Annotated in this window: 16 protein-coding genes; 3 read left to right on the top strand and 13 right to left on the bottom strand. The window is 50.7% G+C overall.

Going from position 1 to position 16383, the window contains the following annotated elements; all coding sequences use genetic code 11:
* Window positions 1–4: 4 nt before the first annotated feature.
* The 5 genes from sucA to sdhC form a co-directional block, all read right to left on the bottom strand.
* Complete coding sequence (gene sucA, locus ACJHX4_RS02550; protein WP_001181475.1) at window positions 5–2806, bottom strand: 2-oxoglutarate dehydrogenase E1 component; 2802 nt, start codon at window positions 2804–2806, stop codon at window positions 5–7.
* 361 nt (window positions 2807–3167) lie between these two features.
* Entirely contained in the window at window positions 3168–3884 is a 717-nt protein-coding gene (sdhB, locus tag ACJHX4_RS02545; protein ID WP_001235263.1) for a succinate dehydrogenase iron-sulfur subunit SdhB, read from the bottom strand.
* Between the two features lie 15 nt (window positions 3885–3899).
* Window positions 3900–5666, bottom strand: a complete 1767-nt coding sequence (sdhA, locus tag ACJHX4_RS02540) for a succinate dehydrogenase flavoprotein subunit (RefSeq protein WP_000775540.1) — start codon at window positions 5664–5666, stop codon at window positions 3900–3902.
* Window positions 5666–6013, bottom strand: a complete 348-nt coding sequence (gene sdhD, locus ACJHX4_RS02535; protein WP_000254365.1) for a succinate dehydrogenase membrane anchor subunit — start codon at window positions 6011–6013, stop codon at window positions 5666–5668. The genes sdhA and sdhD overlap by 1 nt, the downstream gene beginning before the upstream one ends.
* Window positions 6007–6411, bottom strand: coding sequence for a succinate dehydrogenase cytochrome b556 subunit (gene sdhC / locus ACJHX4_RS02530; RefSeq protein WP_000263355.1), 405 nt, complete (start codon window positions 6409–6411; stop codon window positions 6007–6009). Before sdhC ends, sdhD begins: the two co-directional genes overlap by 7 nt.
* Before the next feature lie 380 nt (window positions 6412–6791).
* On the opposite strand from sdhC, the gene ACJHX4_RS02525 reads away from it, so the two are divergent.
* The gene (locus ACJHX4_RS02525; protein WP_001305582.1) at window positions 6792–6899 is read left to right on the top strand and encodes a hypothetical protein; all 108 of its coding nucleotides are present in this window, start codon (window positions 6792–6794) and stop codon (window positions 6897–6899) included.
* 205 nt (window positions 6900–7104) lie between these two features.
* Window positions 7105–8388, top strand: a complete 1284-nt coding sequence (gene gltA, locus ACJHX4_RS02520; protein WP_000785832.1) for a citrate synthase — start codon at window positions 7105–7107, stop codon at window positions 8386–8388.
* Window positions 8389–8434: 46 nt separating this feature from the next.
* Here the strand turns inward: gltA and ACJHX4_RS02515 are convergent, their stop codons facing one another.
* From ACJHX4_RS02515 to ACJHX4_RS02480, 8 genes are read right to left on the bottom strand one after another with little or no spacing between them, the layout of a single operon-like run.
* On the bottom strand, window positions 8435–9745 hold the full coding sequence (locus ACJHX4_RS02515; protein ID WP_000126143.1) for a TRAP transporter large permease: 1311 nt from the start codon (window positions 9743–9745) through the stop codon (window positions 8435–8437).
* Window positions 9745–10206: a TRAP transporter small permease gene (locus tag ACJHX4_RS02510; RefSeq protein WP_001237779.1), complete on the bottom strand. Its 462-nt coding sequence runs from the start codon at window positions 10204–10206 to the stop codon at window positions 9745–9747. Before ACJHX4_RS02510 ends, ACJHX4_RS02515 begins: the two co-directional genes overlap by 1 nt.
* A 59-nt stretch (window positions 10207–10265) precedes the next feature.
* Window positions 10266–11234, bottom strand: a complete 969-nt coding sequence (locus ACJHX4_RS02505) for a C4-dicarboxylate TRAP transporter substrate-binding protein (protein WP_000735581.1) — start codon at window positions 11232–11234, stop codon at window positions 10266–10268.
* A gap of 27 nt (window positions 11235–11261) precedes the next feature.
* Complete coding sequence (locus ACJHX4_RS02500; protein ID WP_000399432.1) at window positions 11262–12458, bottom strand: UxaA family hydrolase; 1197 nt, start codon at window positions 12456–12458, stop codon at window positions 11262–11264.
* Window positions 12458–12769 (bottom strand): UxaA family hydrolase, encoded by a 312-nt coding sequence (locus ACJHX4_RS02495; RefSeq protein WP_001295877.1) that lies wholly within the window; start codon window positions 12767–12769, stop codon window positions 12458–12460. The genes ACJHX4_RS02500 and ACJHX4_RS02495 overlap by 1 nt, the downstream gene beginning before the upstream one ends.
* Before the next feature lie 14 nt (window positions 12770–12783).
* Window positions 12784–13539 (bottom strand): SDR family NAD(P)-dependent oxidoreductase, encoded by a 756-nt coding sequence (locus ACJHX4_RS02490; protein WP_000991076.1) that lies wholly within the window; start codon window positions 13537–13539, stop codon window positions 12784–12786.
* A gap of 11 nt (window positions 13540–13550) precedes the next feature.
* Window positions 13551–14564 carry a zinc-binding alcohol dehydrogenase family protein gene (locus ACJHX4_RS02485; RefSeq protein ID WP_000646085.1) on the bottom strand — a complete coding sequence of 338 codons (1014 nt, stop codon included), beginning with the start codon at window positions 14562–14564 and terminating at the stop codon, window positions 13551–13553.
* A gap of 12 nt (window positions 14565–14576) precedes the next feature.
* Window positions 14577–15263 carry an RraA family protein gene (locus ACJHX4_RS02480; protein WP_000265973.1) on the bottom strand — a complete coding sequence of 229 codons (687 nt, stop codon included), beginning with the start codon at window positions 15261–15263 and terminating at the stop codon, window positions 14577–14579.
* Window positions 15264–15526: 263 nt separating this feature from the next.
* On the opposite strand from ACJHX4_RS02480, the gene ACJHX4_RS02475 reads away from it, so the two are divergent.
* Window positions 15527–16240, top strand: a complete 714-nt coding sequence (locus tag ACJHX4_RS02475) for a FadR/GntR family transcriptional regulator (RefSeq protein WP_000004202.1) — start codon at window positions 15527–15529, stop codon at window positions 16238–16240.
* Window positions 16241–16383 lie beyond the last annotated feature (143 nt).

Here is a 16383-nt window from a genome sequence, read left to right as displayed (position 1 = left end):
TTATTTATTCGACGTTCAGCGCGTCATTAACCAGATCTTGTTGCTGTTTCTGGTGAACGGACATATACCCTACCGCCGGAGAGGCGGAGGCCGGGCGGCCTGCATAACGCAGAGAAGCCCCAAACGGAATCACTTCACGGAAATGATGCTGGCTGCAGTACCATGCGCCCTGGTTGAGCGGCTCTTCCTGGCACCAGACAAAATCCTTGACGTGAGCAAACTGCTGCAACACTTCCTGCATCGCTTTATGCGGGAACGGGTAGAGTTGCTCGATACGCACAATGGCGACATCGTGTTGATTGTTCTTACGACGTTGTTCCAGCAGATCGTAATAAACCTTACCAGAACACATCACTACGCGCTTCACGCCCTTCGGATCAAGCTCGTCGATTTCACTGATGGCTGGCAGGAAGGTGCCGTTCGCCAGTTCTTCGAGGCTGGAAACCGCCAGCGGATGACGCAGCAGGGATTTCGGCGACATCACGACCAGTGGACGACGCATCCCGCGCAACGCCTGACGACGCAGCATGTGGTAAACCTGTGCCGGGGTAGAAGGTACGCAAACCTGCATGTTTTGCTCAGCGCAAAGTTGCAGATAACGTTCCAGACGCGCGGAGGAGTGCTCCGGCCCCTGCCCTTCGTAACCGTGCGGCAGCAACATCACCAGGCCACACATCCGGCCCCATTTCTGTTCGCCAGAGGAGATGAACTGGTCGATAACCACCTGTGCACCGTTGGCGAAGTCACCGAACTGTGCTTCCCAGATGGTCAGGGTGCGTGGTTCTGCGGTGGCATAACCGTATTCAAACGCCAGTACGGCTTCTTCAGACAGTACAGAGTCCCAGACGCGGAACGCGCCCTGGCCGTTATGGATATGTTGCAGCGGCGTGTAAGTGGAACCGTTAGACTGGTTGTGGATCACCGCGTGGCGGTGGAAGAAGGTACCGCGACCGGAGTCTTCACCCGACAGGCGAACCGGAATGCCTTCGTCAACCAACGTGGCGTAAGCGAGGTTTTCCGCGCCGCCCCAGTCGAACAGTTTCTCACCGGCTGCCATCGCCTGGCGATCGCCATAAATTTTGGCAACGCGAGACTGCATTTCAACCGCTTCCGGCACCGTGCTGATGCGTTTAGCCAGTTCCTGCAGGCGCTTCATCTCAACTTTGTTCGGGTACTCTTCGTCCCATTCGTGGTTGAGGTACGGCGACCAGGTGAAAGAGTGCATGTTCATCGGACGCCACTCTGCTACAACGCAATCGCCAGCATCCAGCGCATCGCGGTACAGGTTAACCATCTCGGTGGCATCTTCCAGCGTCGCGACTTTTTCCTGCTCCAGCTTGTCAGCGTAGATTTTGCGCGGCGTCGGATGTTTTTTGATTTTCTGATACATCAGCGGCTGGGTTGCGCTCGGCTCGTCGGCTTCGTTGTGGCCGTGACGGCGGTAGCATACCAGGTCGATGAAGACATCACGTTTAAAGGTGTTACGGAAATCGAGCGCCAGACGGGTCACAAAGGCAACGGCTTCCGGATCATCCGCATTAACGTGGAAAATCGGTGCCTGAACCATCTTACCGATATCAGTACAGTACGGCGTCGAACGGGCATCCAGCGGGTTAGAGGTGGTGAAGCCAACCTGGTTGTTGATAACGATACGTACCGTACCGCCAACTTCATAACCACGCGCTTTCGACATGTTCAGGGTTTCCTGAACTACGCCCTGCCCGGTCACTGCGGCGTCACCATGAATGGTGATTGGCAGCACTTTGTTGCTGCTCGGCTCATCAAGTCTGTCCAGACGGGCACGAACAGAACCGATAACGACCGGGCTTACAATCTCAAGGTGAGACGGGTTAAACGCCAGCGCCAGGTGCACCAGGCCGCCATCGGTCTGGAAGTCAGACGAGAAGCCCATGTGGTATTTCACGTCGCCCGTGCCGAGGTGTTCTTTATGTTTACCGGCAAACTCGTCGAACAAGTCTTGCGGTTTTTTACCCAGCACGTTCACCAGCACGTTCAGACGACCACGGTGCGCCATCCCGAGAACCACTTCGCGGGTGCCGCTGTTGCCAGCGTGGCGGATCATCTCTTTAAGCATCGGGATTAACGCGTCACCGCCTTCCAGCGAGAAGCGTTTTGCGCCAGGGAATTTTGCGCCAAGGTAACGTTCAAGGCCTTCAGCGGCGGTCAGTTCGCTTAAGAAGCGTTTTTTCTCTTCGCTATTGAAAGTCGCGCGACCAGACTCGATACGCTGTTGGATCCAGCGTTTTTCTTCGGTGCTGGTAATGTGCATATACTCGGCACCAATCGGGCCACAGTAGGTTTGCTTGAGGGCTTCCAGCAGCTCGCCGAGTTTCATGGTTTCTTTGCCGCTGGCAAATGAACCGACGTTGAAGGTCTCCTGGAAGTCTGCTTCGGTCAGATCGTGGAAAGACGGATCCAGATCGGCCACTTTATCTTGCTGCCACAGTCCCAGCGGATCGAGATTCGCATGCTGGTGACCACGGAAGCGGTATGCGTTAATGAGCTGCAGGACTTTAACCTGCTTCACATTGGTGTCAGGGTCGGAGATCGTTGAAGAGTAACGTGAAGCGTCTTTCGCCAGGCGGCGGAAATATTCACGCGTTTGAGAGTGGAATTGATCCGGTTTGACTCCCGTACCAGGTAACTGCTGGAACGTCGAACGCCAGTTAGCGTCAACCGAGTCAGGATCGGTTAAGAAGTCTTCATAGAGCTGTTCTATCCAGCTCTGGTTTGCGCCAGAGAGGTAAGAAGAGTCCAACCAGGCTTTCAAAGCGCTGTTCTGCATCGTGATCCCTTAAGCATCTTTTTTATGCTTACTTCGCCGTGGATACTACCACGCACATTTCATATCTGATGTGCGTGCCGGGGTTCACTTGTTGCGGACTTGTCGTGTTTTCTGCGTCCGCTAAGGAACCTTTAAAAACTGTCTTAGTGTCAGGGGCAGTTTTTAAAGATTTCCTGCATTTCTTTTGTAGGCCGGATAAGGCATTCACGCCGCATCCGGCGCTGTTTGCCTGATGCGACGCTTGCGCGTCTTATCAGGCCTACGGTTTCTGCATTTCTTTTGTAGGCCGGATAAGGCGTTCACGCCGCATCCGGCACTGGTTGCCTGATGCGACGCTTGTGCGTCTTATCAGGCCTACGGTTTACGCATTACGTTGCAACAACATCGACTTGATATGGCCGATGGCGCGCGTCGGGTTCAGCCCCTTCGGACATACACTGACGCAGTTCATGATGCTGTGACAGCGGAATACACTGAATGCATCGCTCAAACCGTCGAGGCGGCTGTCAGTCTCGGTATCACGGCTATCGATCAGGAAACGATATGCCGCTAACAAGCCTGCCGGACCGATAAACTTATCGGGATTCCACCAGAAAGACGGACAAGAGGTTGAACAACATGCGCAGAGAATACATTCATACAACCCGTCGAGTTTTTCGCGCTGCTCTGGCATCTGTAAATGCTCGCGAGCTGGCGGATTTTGTCCATTATTCAACAGGTAAGGCTTAATTTTCTCATATTGCGCATAGAATTGTCCCATGTCTACCACCAAATCGCGGATCACCGGTAAACCTGGCAGCGGACGAATCACAATCTTCTTGCCCGGCTGGTTGAGTGCCGAAATCGGGGTAATACAGGCCAGACCATTCTTACCGTTCATGTTCAGACCGTCGGAACCGCACACACCTTCACGGCAGGAGCGGCGGAACGACAGGCTGGGATCTTTCTCTTTCAGCTGAATAAGCGCATCCAGCAGCATCATGTCGCGACCTTCTTCCGCTTCCAGGGTGTAATCCTGCATACGCGGAGCATCATCAACATCCGGGTTATAGCGATAAATTGAAAACTCGAGTCTCATTTTCCTGTCTCCGCATTAGTAAGTACGAATCTTCGGCGGGAATGCCGGGCGCAGTTTCGGTTCCATGTTGACGCTTCGGCGCGTCATGGATTCCGACTCTGGCAGATACAGGGAGTGGCACAGCCAGTTTTCATCATCACGATCCGGGAAGTCGAAGCGGCTATGCGCGCCACGGCTTTCGGTACGGAAGTTGGCAGAAACAGCCGTTGCATACGCCGTTTCCATCAGGTTATCCAGTTCCAGGCACTCAACGCGCTGGGTGTTGAACTCGCTGGAAGTGTCATCCAGACGGGCATTTTTCAGACGCTCGCGGATAACTTTCAACTGCTCAAGCCCTTTCGCCATCGCATCACCTTCACGGAAGACCGAGAAGTTATGCTGCATACATTCTTGCAGTGCTTTACGGATCGCCACCGGATCTTCACCGTTACGGTTATTGTTCCAGCGGTTCAGGCGATCCAGAGACGCTTCTACATCAGACTCGCTGGCATCGCGCAGTGCGCCCTGCTCGGCGATAGACTCTTGCAGATGCAGACCTGCCGCACGACCAAATACCACCAGGTCCAGCAGCGAGTTGCCGCCCAGACGGTTAGCGCCGTGTACCGATACACAAGCGATTTCACCAACGGCAAACAGCCCCGGAACAACCACATCTTCGCCTTTCTCATTCACCGTCAGCGCCTGACCGGTCACTTTGGTCGGAATACCGCCCATCATGTAGTGACAGGTTGGGATAACCGGAATCGGCTCTTTCACCGGATCGACGTGAGCGAAGGTACGGGAGAGTTCCAGAATACCCGGCAGACGGGATTCGAGAACTTCTTTCCCCAGATGGTCAAGTTTCAGTTTTGCGTGTGGCCCCCACGGACCATCACAGCCGCGACCTTCACGGATTTCGATCATGATGGAACGCGCCACCACGTCACGGCCCGCCAGGTCTTTGGCGTTCGGCGCATAACGCTCCATAAAGCGTTCGCCATGTTTGTTCAGCAGATAACCGCCTTCACCACGGCACCCTTCGGTGACCAGTACGCCCGCACCGGCAATACCGGTCGGGTGGAACTGCCACATTTCCATATCCTGCACCGGTACGCCTGCACGGATAGCCATGCCGACACCGTCGCCAGTGTTAATGTGGGCGTTGGTGGTGGACTGATAAATACGCCCTGCCCCGCCAGTCGCCAGCACTGTCGCGCGAGCTTTAAAGTAAACCACTTCACCAGTTTCGATGCACAGTGCGGTACAACCGACCACTGCGCCATCCTGGTTTTTCACCAGATCCAGCGCATACCACTCGGAGAAAATGGTGGTGTGGTTTTTCAGGTTCTGCTGATAAAGCGTGTGCAACAGTGCGTGACCGGTACGGTCAGCTGCCGCCGCAGTACGTGCCGCCTGCTCGCCGCCGAAGTTTTTCGACTGACCGCCAAACGGACGTTGATAGATACGACCATCATCAAGACGCGAGAACGGCAGGCCCATATGTTCCAGTTCCAGAATCGCTTCCGGCCCGGTTTTACACATATATTCAATCGCGTCCTGGTCACCGATATAGTCCGACCCTTTTACGGTGTCGTACATATGCCATTCCCAGTTATCTTCATGGGTATTACCCAGCGCAACGGTAATACCACCTTGCGCAGAAACGGTATGGGAACGGGTCGGGAAGACCTTAGAGAGCAGCGCACAGGTCTGGCCACTCTGGGAAATTTGCAGCGCCGCGCGCATACCTGCGCCGCCAGCACCAATCACAACTGCATCAAATTCTCTGACTGGCAATTTCATCACACACCCCACACCACAACGAATCCATAAATCACGTAAACGACCAGTGCAACGACAATCACCAGTTGCAGCATCAGGCGCAAGGCCAGCGGTTTAACGTAGTCGGTCAACACCTGCCACATGCCGATCCAGGCATGGATCAAGATAGAAAACAGCGCCAGCAGGGTGAACACTTTGGTGAACGCAGAGGCGAAGAAACCAATCCAGACTTCATATGTCAGCTCGCCACTGGTAGCGAAAAAACCGACCATATAAATGATGTAGAGCGTCAGGACGATAGCGGTAGCACGAACGAGGATGAAATCATGTACGCCATTGCGTCCTAATGCGGAGGCGTTGCTTACCATACGAGGACTCCTGCGAGAAGTGAAAGCACGACAGTAATAACAAAGGAGATTTTGGCGGAGCGTTTACCCGCTTCGAATGTTTCTTCCAGATAGCCAAAATCCATCATCATGTGGCGAATACCTACGACGACGTGATATGCCAGAGCGGTAAGGATGCCCCACATGATAAATTTGACGAAGAAGCTGCCCATAATCGCGGAAGCTTGCTCGAAACCTTCAGGGGAAGAGAGGCTGGTACCCAGAAGCCACAGCAGGATGCCCACTGCAACAAAGGTGATCACACCGGAAACGCGATGGAGAATGGACGCTATCGCCGTGACGGGGAACCGGATGGTCTGTAGGTCCAGATTAACAGGTCTTTGTTTTTTCACATTTCTTATCATGAATAACGCCCACATGCTGTTCTTATTATTCCCTGGGGACTACGGGCACAGAGGTTAACTTTCTGTTACCAGGAGACGTCGGGATTTCCTTCCTCCGGTCTGCTTGCGGGTCAGACAGCGTCCTTTCTATAACTGCGCGTCATGCAAAACACTGCTTCCAGATGCGAAAACGACACGTTACAACGCTGGGTGGCTCGGGATTGCAGGGTGTTCCGGAGACCTGGCGGCAGTATAGGCTGTTCACAAAATCATTACAATTAACCTACATATAGTTTGTCGGGTTTTATCCCGAACAGTGATCTGCGTCACGATAACAACATTTATTTAATTTTTAATCATCTAATTTGACAATCATTCAACAAAGTTGTTACAAACATTACTAGGAAAAGCATATAATGCGTAAAAGTTATGAAGTCGGTATTTCACCTAAGATTAACTTATGTAACAGTGTGGAAGTATTGACCAATTCATTCGGGACAGTTATTAGTGGTAGACAAGTTTAATAATTCGGATTGCTAAGTACTTGATTCGCCATTTATTCGTCATCAATAGATCCTTTACCTGCAAGCGCCCAGAGCTCTGTACCCAGGTTTTCCCCTCTTTCACAGAGCGGCGAGCCAAATAACAAACGGGTAAAGCCAGGTTGATGTGCGAAGGCAAATTTAAGTTCCGGCAGTCTTACGCAATAAGGCGCTAAGGAGACCTTAAATGGCTGATACAAAAGCAAAACTCACCCTCAACGGGGACACAGCTGTTGAACTGGATGTGCTGAAAGGCACGCTGGGTCAAGATGTTATTGATATCCGTACTCTCGGTTCAAAAGGTGTGTTCACCTTTGACCCAGGCTTCACTTCAACCGCATCCTGCGAATCTAAAATTACTTTTATTGATGGTGATGAAGGTATTTTGCTGCACCGCGGTTTCCCGATCGATCAGCTGGCGACCGATTCTAACTACCTGGAAGTTTGTTACATCCTGCTGAATGGTGAAAAACCGACTCAGGAACAGTATGACGAATTTAAAACTACGGTGACCCGTCATACCATGATCCACGAGCAGATTACCCGTCTGTTCCATGCTTTCCGTCGCGACTCGCATCCAATGGCAGTCATGTGTGGTATTACCGGCGCGCTGGCAGCGTTCTATCACGACTCGCTGGATGTTAACAATCCTCGTCATCGTGAAATTGCCGCGTTCCGCCTGCTGTCAAAAATGCCGACCATGGCCGCGATGTGTTACAAGTATTCCATTGGTCAGCCATTTGTTTACCCGCGCAACGATCTCTCCTACGCCGGTAACTTCCTGAATATGATGTTCTCCACACCGTGCGAACCGTATGAAGTTAATCCGATTCTGGAACGTGCTATGGACCGTATTCTGATCCTGCACGCTGACCATGAACAGAACGCCTCCACCTCCACCGTGCGTACCGCTGGCTCTTCGGGTGCGAACCCGTTTGCCTGTATCGCAGCAGGTATTGCTTCACTGTGGGGACCTGCGCACGGTGGTGCTAACGAAGCGGCGCTGAAAATGCTGGAAGAAATCAGCTCCGTTAAACACATTCCGGAATTTGTTCGTCGTGCGAAAGACAAAAATGATTCTTTCCGCCTGATGGGCTTCGGTCATCGCGTGTACAAAAACTACGACCCGCGCGCCACCGTAATGCGTGAAACCTGCCATGAAGTGCTGAAAGAGCTGGGCACCAAAGATGACCTGCTGGAAGTGGCTATGGAGCTGGAAAACATCGCGCTGAACGACCCGTACTTTATCGAGAAAAAACTGTACCCGAACGTCGATTTCTACTCTGGTATCATCCTGAAAGCGATGGGTATTCCGTCTTCTATGTTCACCGTGATCTTCGCTATGGCACGTACGGTTGGCTGGATCGCCCACTGGAGCGAAATGCACAGTGACGGTATGAAGATTGCCCGTCCGCGTCAGCTGTATACCGGCTACGCGCAGCGTGATTTTAAGTCGGATATTAAGAAGTAAAAATGACACCGACAAAACCCTGCGTGGACACGCAGGGTTTTTAATTCTACACCAGCAGCAAAGATATTGCCGGAATATAGGTAATGACCAACAGAAGTAAAATAAGACTGATCAGTAATGGCACCGCTTCACGCATAAATTGCCCGACAGAAACCTGTACGGTATTACATACCAGCAGCATCACCGTTCCGACAGGTGGTGATAACGTTCCTAACGATAAGTTGAGGATCATAATGATGCCAAAATGCACCGGATCAATGCCAAAATGAGCCACCACGGGTTTAAGTAATGGGACTAATATCAGCAGAATGGCACTACCTTCAAGGAACATGCCAAGCACCAGCAGCAATAGATTGATAATCAATAAAAAGACGTATTTATTATCGGTCAGAGAAGTTACAAACTCCGCAACCGTGATACCTGCCCGCTCAAGGGAAAATATCCAGCCCAGCGCGGCACTCGCCATAATGATTAACATGACCGATGCCGTGGAACGCGCCGTCTCAGAGAGTGCTGTAAATACATGGCTGATTTTCAGTTCGCGATAAATTACAAAACCAATAAACATTACCAATAATACTGCTACCGCTCCGGCTTCCGTTGGCGTAAAGATATTTGCCCGAATACCACCGATAACCGCAACAATTAAGAACAGTGCTGGCCAGGCCTGCACCAGCGCCACTGACACTTCTTTCGGTTTTGGCCAGTGTTCGCTGGAAGGTTTTAAACCGCGACGAATAGCCACCAACCATACGGTAACGATCAACATGGCGGAGCACAGCAGACCTGGCAGGATCCCGGCCATAAACATGGAGCCGATGGAGACATCCGCCACCAGTCCGTAAAGGATCAGTGCAATACCCGGTGGAATAATTGGTGTAATCAGCGAACCACTTGCCGTTATCGCCGCCGCAAAGCCACGGGAATAACCTTTCTGTTCCATTTCCGGCACCATCATGCGCGATAACATTGCGGCATCCGCCAGATTTGAGGCACTGACACCGCCCATCATGGTACTGACCAGAATATTAGCCCCACCCAGGCCACCGCGCATTCTGCCAATCAACACGTTGGCAATTTGCAAAATACGCGCGGCAATACCGGTATAGCTCATTAACGTGCCTAATAAGATAAAAAACGGAATAGCTAACAGCGAAGGGGTTTGCGTCGTGGCAATCAAACGCTGAATTGCCACCATTAACGGCACATTTGAATAGCAAAGGAAGTAGGTCAGAATGCCGCAAAACATCGCCAGCCATACCGGCATATTGATAAATAAACAGACGAACATAAGCGGAATGATCATCAGCCAGTTATCCAGCCAGCTTCCCGCCAGTAATTCACTCAATGCTGTCATTATTCACCTTCCTTGCGTGGCGTTTTCTTGATCAGTTGTAAGGCAGTAAAACAGGCGACACCGATAGCGCCAACCGTGACGGCAATATCGATCCAAAACCAGGATATTTTTAATATTTGCGTGGTTTTAAAGGCTGTCCCGGCAGCTAATTTCCATGCTGACCAGGCCATGACCACCAGCAAAATAATAGACATCAGAGAGACTAAAAACGCTAATATACGTTGCCCGCGTGAAGTAAGTGCATCGGCTAAAAATGGAATCGATAAATGGGTATTATCTCGTTCAGCAACAACCGCACCAAACATGACTACCCAAATCATTAATAAACCGGAAACCTCTTCTGTCCACTGTAATGGCATATGAAAACAGTAACGCATTATTACCGCAGCAATGGTCATGATTACCAATATAAAGAGCGTTAATACCGCAGCAACTTCAATCATTTTCCCTAAAAGACGCATAAACACCTCTGCTCTTAACGGTCGGTGCCGAAACACCGACCAGTCCTTATGCCATGAAGTTATTTCAGCTGTTGCTGAATAGTGTCATACAAACCAGGGGTCCATTCCGGGAATTGTTGATAGACTTTTAAGGCTTTTTCTTTGAAAGGGGCGACGTCAGGATAGATGATTTCCACGCCCTGCTCCTGCATGGTTTTCAACATTGTCGCATCCTGCTCAGTGGTAATTTTCTGGCTATATAAACCAGCTTCATACGCTGTCTGGTGAATAATATCTAACTGCGCAGGTGTCAGGGTACTGAAAAACGCTTCGCCACCCAACCATAATGATGTATTGGTCAGATAGTTCACCATTGACAGATATTTCGCCTGCTCATGCAGCTTTTGCCCATAGAGAACAGAAACCGGGTTTTCCACACCATCGATCATCCCCTGAGTCAGCGCCGGATAAACATCTCCCAGCGGCATTGGTGTTGGGGTTGCGCCCATCGCTTCGATAGCTTTAATCTGCATGACGTTATTCGGCACGCGGATCTTCATCCCTTTCAAGTCTTCAGGTGTACGAATCGGTTTTTTAGCAATGATCTGCCTGGTACCGTACAGATAGTTGCTCATGACAATATGCACACCTTTTTCCCGTAGTTTCTGTTCTTTTTGTTTAAACCAGTCACTGGCATAAATCGCAAACAGTTTCTGCGGATCTTCGGTTAAATAAGGCCCAAACAATATTCCCAAGTCTGCATCGTAGTCAGTTAAAAATCCTACATCACTGATGGTGATAATATTCATCCCCATCAACGCTTGTTCAGTAATATCTTGTTTAGAACCTAACTGTGAACTTGGGTAAAGTTCGAAAACAATATCTCCATTGCTTTTTTTCTTCACAAGTTCTGCCCAGTGCTTCACTACTGTATCCGCTGGCTCGCCGGGGTTACTTTCATAGGCGATTTTGATAGTTACCGGTGCGGCATTCAGCATCGGACTAAATAAAGCTAAAAGAAATAAAAGTGGTGTCAGTAATTTTTTCATTATTATTACCTGTAAGAGCTTTATCGATTAACGGGGATCTGCCCGACAGACTGCACTTTTGCTGTAATCAAATGCTTTATACGTTAAAACAAACTCCTGATGTTCCAGTCGTTCTGCGGCACAATATTGACCGTTGGCGACATGTTCAATCACCTGCATAATATCGTCTGCAATATCGTCGAGCGTTGCGCCTTCGCTAATTACACGACCGGCATTAACGTCCATATCGTCAGATAAATGCTCCCACGTCTGCGGGTTATTACACACTTTAATAATAGGAGCGATCACTGAACCAATAACTGAACCGCGACCTGTGGTAAATAACACCATATGACAGCCAGAGGCGATAAGTTCCAGTGCTTCTGAGGAATCGTTAATATTCGGATACCCAAAACGAGGTTCACCATCAGGCACCACGTCCATCAACCAAAGCCCAGGAAAGGGCGTTTGTTGCGTCGGCAAAATAACGCCAGCAATCAGCGCATCGCCCGACTTGGTATAAGCCCCAAGGGATTTTTCTTCCTGAGTGGTTAAGCCGCCTTCAGCATTACCGTTAGAAAAACTCCCCAGCCCCATCAAACTGTAATAACGTTCGGCTTTTGTCATTGCCACTTCGATGGCATCACGTGCCTGCGAACTAGCCGCGCGCGACATCATATGCTGCTCACAACCAAGCAACTCACCGCTTTCTTCAAAAATACAGGTAGCCCCTTTCTCCAGCAGTTGGTCAAAGGCACGTCCTACTGCCGGGTTACCCGTGATACCACTGGTGCCATCGGAGCCACCGCAGATAGTACCAACCACCAGGTCGCTCCAGTTCAGGATACAACGCGGTGTATCCGCAAGCTGTTCCAGCATTTCAGCGACCAACTGCTTACCCAGAGTAATGGTGTTGGTCGTGCCTTTATTTTCCTGAATGACCAGCGTATGGCACGGTCGCCCACTTTCTCGTACTTCTTGCTCCAGCCGACGGCGATCGAAATTCTCGCACCCCAGCGAAATAATCAGTACACCACCTACGTTGCTATGAGTCGCCAGATTTTTCACCAGCCGATAGCCATAATCGCTGGGATAACAACCTGAAAAACCAAAATACTGCACGTCGTGACAAGGAAATCCTTCGGCAATCTTTTTAGCGACATGGCTGGCACACTCCACCATAAAGATTACCTGCACAGTATTACGAATACCTGGTCGACCATTTTGCCGTACATAACCTTCCATTATGCTTTTTCCTCTGACTGATAGCCGGCATCATCATGATGAAAAATGGCGATGGCATTGCTGGCAAGATTATGGGAATGCACATGTTCACCCATGGCAATATCGCGAGTGGCGTGTCCGATAATGGCGCCGTATTTCAGAATCGAATCACCATTGTTCAGCGCTTCGCAGGCCAGTTTGTGCCCCAGGGTAACGGAACTACAGGCCACCATTTCCCCCTCATCCCACCAGACAATATCGCCACTGGCGATGTCATTCAGCGCGACTACACAGTTATCTTTGGCATGTAGCTTTAACGCACGTTTGCGCATAATTCCTCCGTACATCAGAAGCCGATCAATGCGCCGCCATCCACCACCAGCACCTGACCACTGACAAACGCCGCTGCGTCTGAAGCCAGATAAACCGCAGCCCAACCGATATCCTCCGGCTTGCCGAATTTTTTCATCGGGGTACGACCCAGGATTTTGTTACGGCGTTCGTCATCACCTTCAATGGCCTTACGCAACATTGGTGTATCGATCCAGCCTGGCGCAATACCATTGACGCGAATCCCATGAACGGCAAGCTCCGTGGTCATACCGCGAATCATGCCGAGATAGGCTGACTTCGCTGCGCTGTAGCCAGTAACCAGAGGCTGCCCAAGAAATGAGGTCATCGATGCAGTAAAAAGCACACAGCCTTTACCGCGTTGTTTCATATGCGGCACCAGCGCTTTGGTTAACGCAAATGCGCCGACTACGTGAACGTCGAGTACTGACTCAAAATCACTGACGCTCATCTCTTCAATCGGTTTTTTGCAGTGATTGCCTGCGTTATTGACCAGGATATCGATAGCCCCGTGTTCGCTAATAAGCACATCAACTTTTTCCTGCGCGGCTGCGGTATCCCCGACATCCATTTGTATCCAACTGGCCTGCGACCCCAATGTTCCGGCGGTCGCTTGCGCCAGCTCGCCGTTCAGGTCAGCAATAATGACCTTCGCCCCGCTGACTATCATGCATTTCGCCATTGCCAGCCCCAGCCCACTGGCTGCACCGGTGATCAACGCGGTTTTGTTATGTAAAGAAAAAGCATTCATGGTGTCGCTCCTTAAAGGTCAATGAGGATTTTGGTATACGCGCCGGGATCACTTGCCCAGTCGCTAAAAGCGTGATCAGCCTGTTCCAGCGGGTAGTGAGCACTCACCAGATTGCTGACCGGATAACGCCCGGACTCCATCAATGCCAGCACGGCACGAAAATCCGCCACGGTGGCATTGCGCGAACCACGGATATCCAGTTCTTTCATCAGGAACTGCGCACTCTGATAACTCACTGGCTGTTTGGCGTAACCGACATAAACCACACGACCGCTAAACGCCACCAACCCTGTAGCCTGTTCAATGGTTTGTTGATTACCCACCGCTTCAATCACCACTTCCGGGCCGCGACCGTCATTTAACAGCACCAGTTCTGCCGCCACGTCACATTGCTGCGAATTAAGAAAACGTTGCGCACCGCATTCCAGGGCAATGTTCCGCTTGCGATCATCAATATCGATAGCAATTACGCGCGCCCCCATGGCGGATGCCGCGGCGATAGCGCCAAGGCCAATTACCCCACAACCGATAACTGCGACCCATTCACCCACATTAATTTGCGCACGTCTGGCCGCATGTAGTCCCACGGCCAGCGGTTCTACCAGCGCTAACTCATCAACACTTAAGGCATTACAGACAATGACTTTATGTGCAGGCATCGTCAGTTGTTGCGCCATCCCCCCCTGACGTTGCACACCAAGAGTTTGGTTGTTTTTACAGGCGTTAGGACGACCGCTCAGACAGGAGCTGCACACGCCACACTCAGTGCAAGGCAGAACGACCACCCGGTCACCTGGCTTGATCGCCCCTGCCATATCGCCAGTTGCCAGCACCGTGCCGCCAATTTCATGCCCCGGAATACAGGGATAATTAACCAGCGGATTTAGTCCCCGCCAGGTATTGAGGTCAGAACCACACAGTCCGACACGCTCAACATTGATTAGCACTTCTCCTTTACCGCAGACAGGTTCGGGGATATCAACAAATCGCGCCTGACTTCCCTGCTCAATGGTTAATGCCTTCATTCATTGCTCTCCTTACATTACGCCGAAGGTTTCAAAGGCCTGTACCGTGCTCATGCCATCACTGATGGCTTTGCGCACTTCACTTTCAGTTGCCACTTTTTCCAGGGCCTGGGTAATAACTTCTTTCTCAACAACCTGGGGAATAATCAGTAATCCGTCACGATCACCAAACACGATATCGCCCGGATTCACTCGCACGCCGTGAAATTCAATAGGTACGCCGAAGTCGATGACCTTGCCGCGCGGACCTTGATCCTGTGCGTAAGTGCCATGACAAAAAGTGGGAAATTTCAATTCAAGAATTTCAGCAGAGTCACGGGCGTAACCATCGAGTACCGCACCTGCTGCTTTCAGATGCATGGCACGGGTAGACATCAACCCGCCCCACAAGGCATAGCGCAGAGAGCTGCCCGTAGTGATGTAAACATCGTTCTCTTTGAGGGCATCCAGCGCTTCAAACATGATGCCAAACGGTTTTTCGCCAATCGCCGTCTTACCCGACGTCGATTTGGTTTCGTAAACGTCCGACTCCAGCACCGGCATTGCCCGGCCTGCCACCACCGTATTCACATCCAGCGGCTTGATTGCCGGAGAAACAAACTGGTGCATATAGCCCAGCGTGTCGAGAATATCGCCAACCACGGCGGTAAATAGCCGGGTTTTCATCAAAGCAAAAAGTTCGTTATCACTCTTCCACATTATTTTCGTCCTGTAAGCCTGTTTAACAGGTTTACAGGGTAAGGAGAAAAAGCGCACAATACTGCGAAGGGCGTCACGAAAAAGTTGTGTATTTACTATTTCTTCGCCACTCTTTCACACAATATGTCTTTGATTCGCACTGCATGGCGGGCGCACAGGCGCAGTAGTCTATTGATAATCAAGGGTTCTGGAGGAAAATATGAAGGATACAGTCCCGGTATTCTGGATTTCACCGACCAGGAAAAAGTACAACAGGAGTAAAAATGAGTGAGAGTGCGTTATTGACCAGCGTAACGTTATCGTCACAGGTCAAAAATCATATTCTTAATCTGATCGCCGAACAAAAATTGACACCGGGGATGCCAGTTCCCAGTGAAGTTCAGCTGATTCAGAAATTGGGTGTCAGTCGGGGTATTGTGCGTGAGGCCTATCGTTCACTTGCCGCCCTGGGGATTCTGGAAACGCACAGCGGTAAAGTGCCACGAATCAAAAAATTTGATGATGAAGTGCTGCGCGTGGTGTTTGGATTTGCCCTGGCGACCGAACAAGTGACAACAGAGCAAATTCTTCAAGTACGCCGCTGGCTGGAGTTGGGCGTTGTGGAAGCTGCTGCCCGTAATGGCGAAGAGGAAGATTTTGCTAACCTACGGGCTGAAATGGCAAAAATCCGCGAACAGTTCAATGATGTTGAAAGCTTTATCACCCATGATATCCGCTTCCATCAGTTACTTGCCGTTGCCTCAAAAAATCCGCTTTTTATGATGTTATTGCAGGCATTACATCAGCAGTTGCGGCAATCCATCCAGGAGGGTTTAAACGCCCAAAGCGATCAGAAAGAGTATGGCAATCACATCATCACACTACACCAGAAAATCTGCGATGCTGTGTGTGCCAGGGATGTCGAAACGGCGACTCAAGCCATGAAATCACACTTCGACAGCCCGGTCAGTGCACTGATCAATAATTCCTCGTCATAAGACTTATCTCAGTTCAATCGTTTACTCTTCCCTCTTTTACAAACGAGAGGGAGACAACGGTACTTAATACGCCCTTTAGCCAAAATCTGTCTTTTTCTTGATTACCGCTATTTTTTCGTTGAGGCGCATTCTTTATGCTGTAT

It is taken from the genome of Escherichia sp. WS2035, assembly GCF_046487065.1.
Lineage (GTDB): Bacteria > Pseudomonadota > Gammaproteobacteria > Enterobacterales > Enterobacteriaceae > Escherichia > Escherichia coli.
This window is presented reverse-complemented; position numbering and strand designations above follow the sequence as displayed.

Excerpts from the sequence above, each read along its gene's own strand:
- sucA (WP_001181475.1), bottom strand. The coding sequence starts at position 2,806 with ATGCAGAACAGCGCTTTGAAAGCCTGGTTGGACTCTTCTTACCTCTCT.
- sdhB (WP_001235263.1), bottom strand. The coding sequence starts at position 3,884 with ATGAGACTCGAGTTTTCAATTTATCGCTATAACCCGGATGTTGATGAT.
- sdhA (WP_000775540.1), bottom strand. The coding sequence starts at position 5,666 with ATGAAATTGCCAGTCAGAGAATTTGATGCAGTTGTGATTGGTGCTGGC.
- sdhD (WP_000254365.1), bottom strand. The coding sequence starts at position 6,013 with ATGGTAAGCAACGCCTCCGCATTAGGACGCAATGGCGTACATGATTTC.
- sdhC (WP_000263355.1), bottom strand. The coding sequence starts at position 6,411 with ATGTGGGCGTTATTCATGATAAGAAATGTGAAAAAACAAAGACCTGTT.
- ACJHX4_RS02525 (WP_001305582.1), top strand. The coding sequence starts at position 6,792 with ATGCGTAAAAGTTATGAAGTCGGTATTTCACCTAAGATTAACTTATGT.
- gltA (WP_000785832.1), top strand. The coding sequence starts at position 7,105 with ATGGCTGATACAAAAGCAAAACTCACCCTCAACGGGGACACAGCTGTT.
- ACJHX4_RS02515 (WP_000126143.1), bottom strand. The coding sequence starts at position 9,745 with ATGACAGCATTGAGTGAATTACTGGCGGGAAGCTGGCTGGATAACTGG.
- ACJHX4_RS02510 (WP_001237779.1), bottom strand. The coding sequence starts at position 10,206 with ATGCGTCTTTTAGGGAAAATGATTGAAGTTGCTGCGGTATTAACGCTC.
- ACJHX4_RS02505 (WP_000735581.1), bottom strand. The coding sequence starts at position 11,234 with ATGAAAAAATTACTGACACCACTTTTATTTCTTTTAGCTTTATTTAGT.
- ACJHX4_RS02500 (WP_000399432.1), bottom strand. The coding sequence starts at position 12,458 with ATGGAAGGTTATGTACGGCAAAATGGTCGACCAGGTATTCGTAATACT.
- ACJHX4_RS02495 (WP_001295877.1), bottom strand. The coding sequence starts at position 12,769 with ATGCGCAAACGTGCGTTAAAGCTACATGCCAAAGATAACTGTGTAGTC.
- ACJHX4_RS02490 (WP_000991076.1), bottom strand. The coding sequence starts at position 13,539 with ATGAATGCTTTTTCTTTACATAACAAAACCGCGTTGATCACCGGTGCA.
- ACJHX4_RS02485 (WP_000646085.1), bottom strand. The coding sequence starts at position 14,564 with ATGAAGGCATTAACCATTGAGCAGGGAAGTCAGGCGCGATTTGTTGAT.
- ACJHX4_RS02480 (WP_000265973.1), bottom strand. The coding sequence starts at position 15,263 with ATGTGGAAGAGTGATAACGAACTTTTTGCTTTGATGAAAACCCGGCTA.
- ACJHX4_RS02475 (WP_000004202.1), top strand. The coding sequence starts at position 15,527 with ATGAGTGAGAGTGCGTTATTGACCAGCGTAACGTTATCGTCACAGGTC.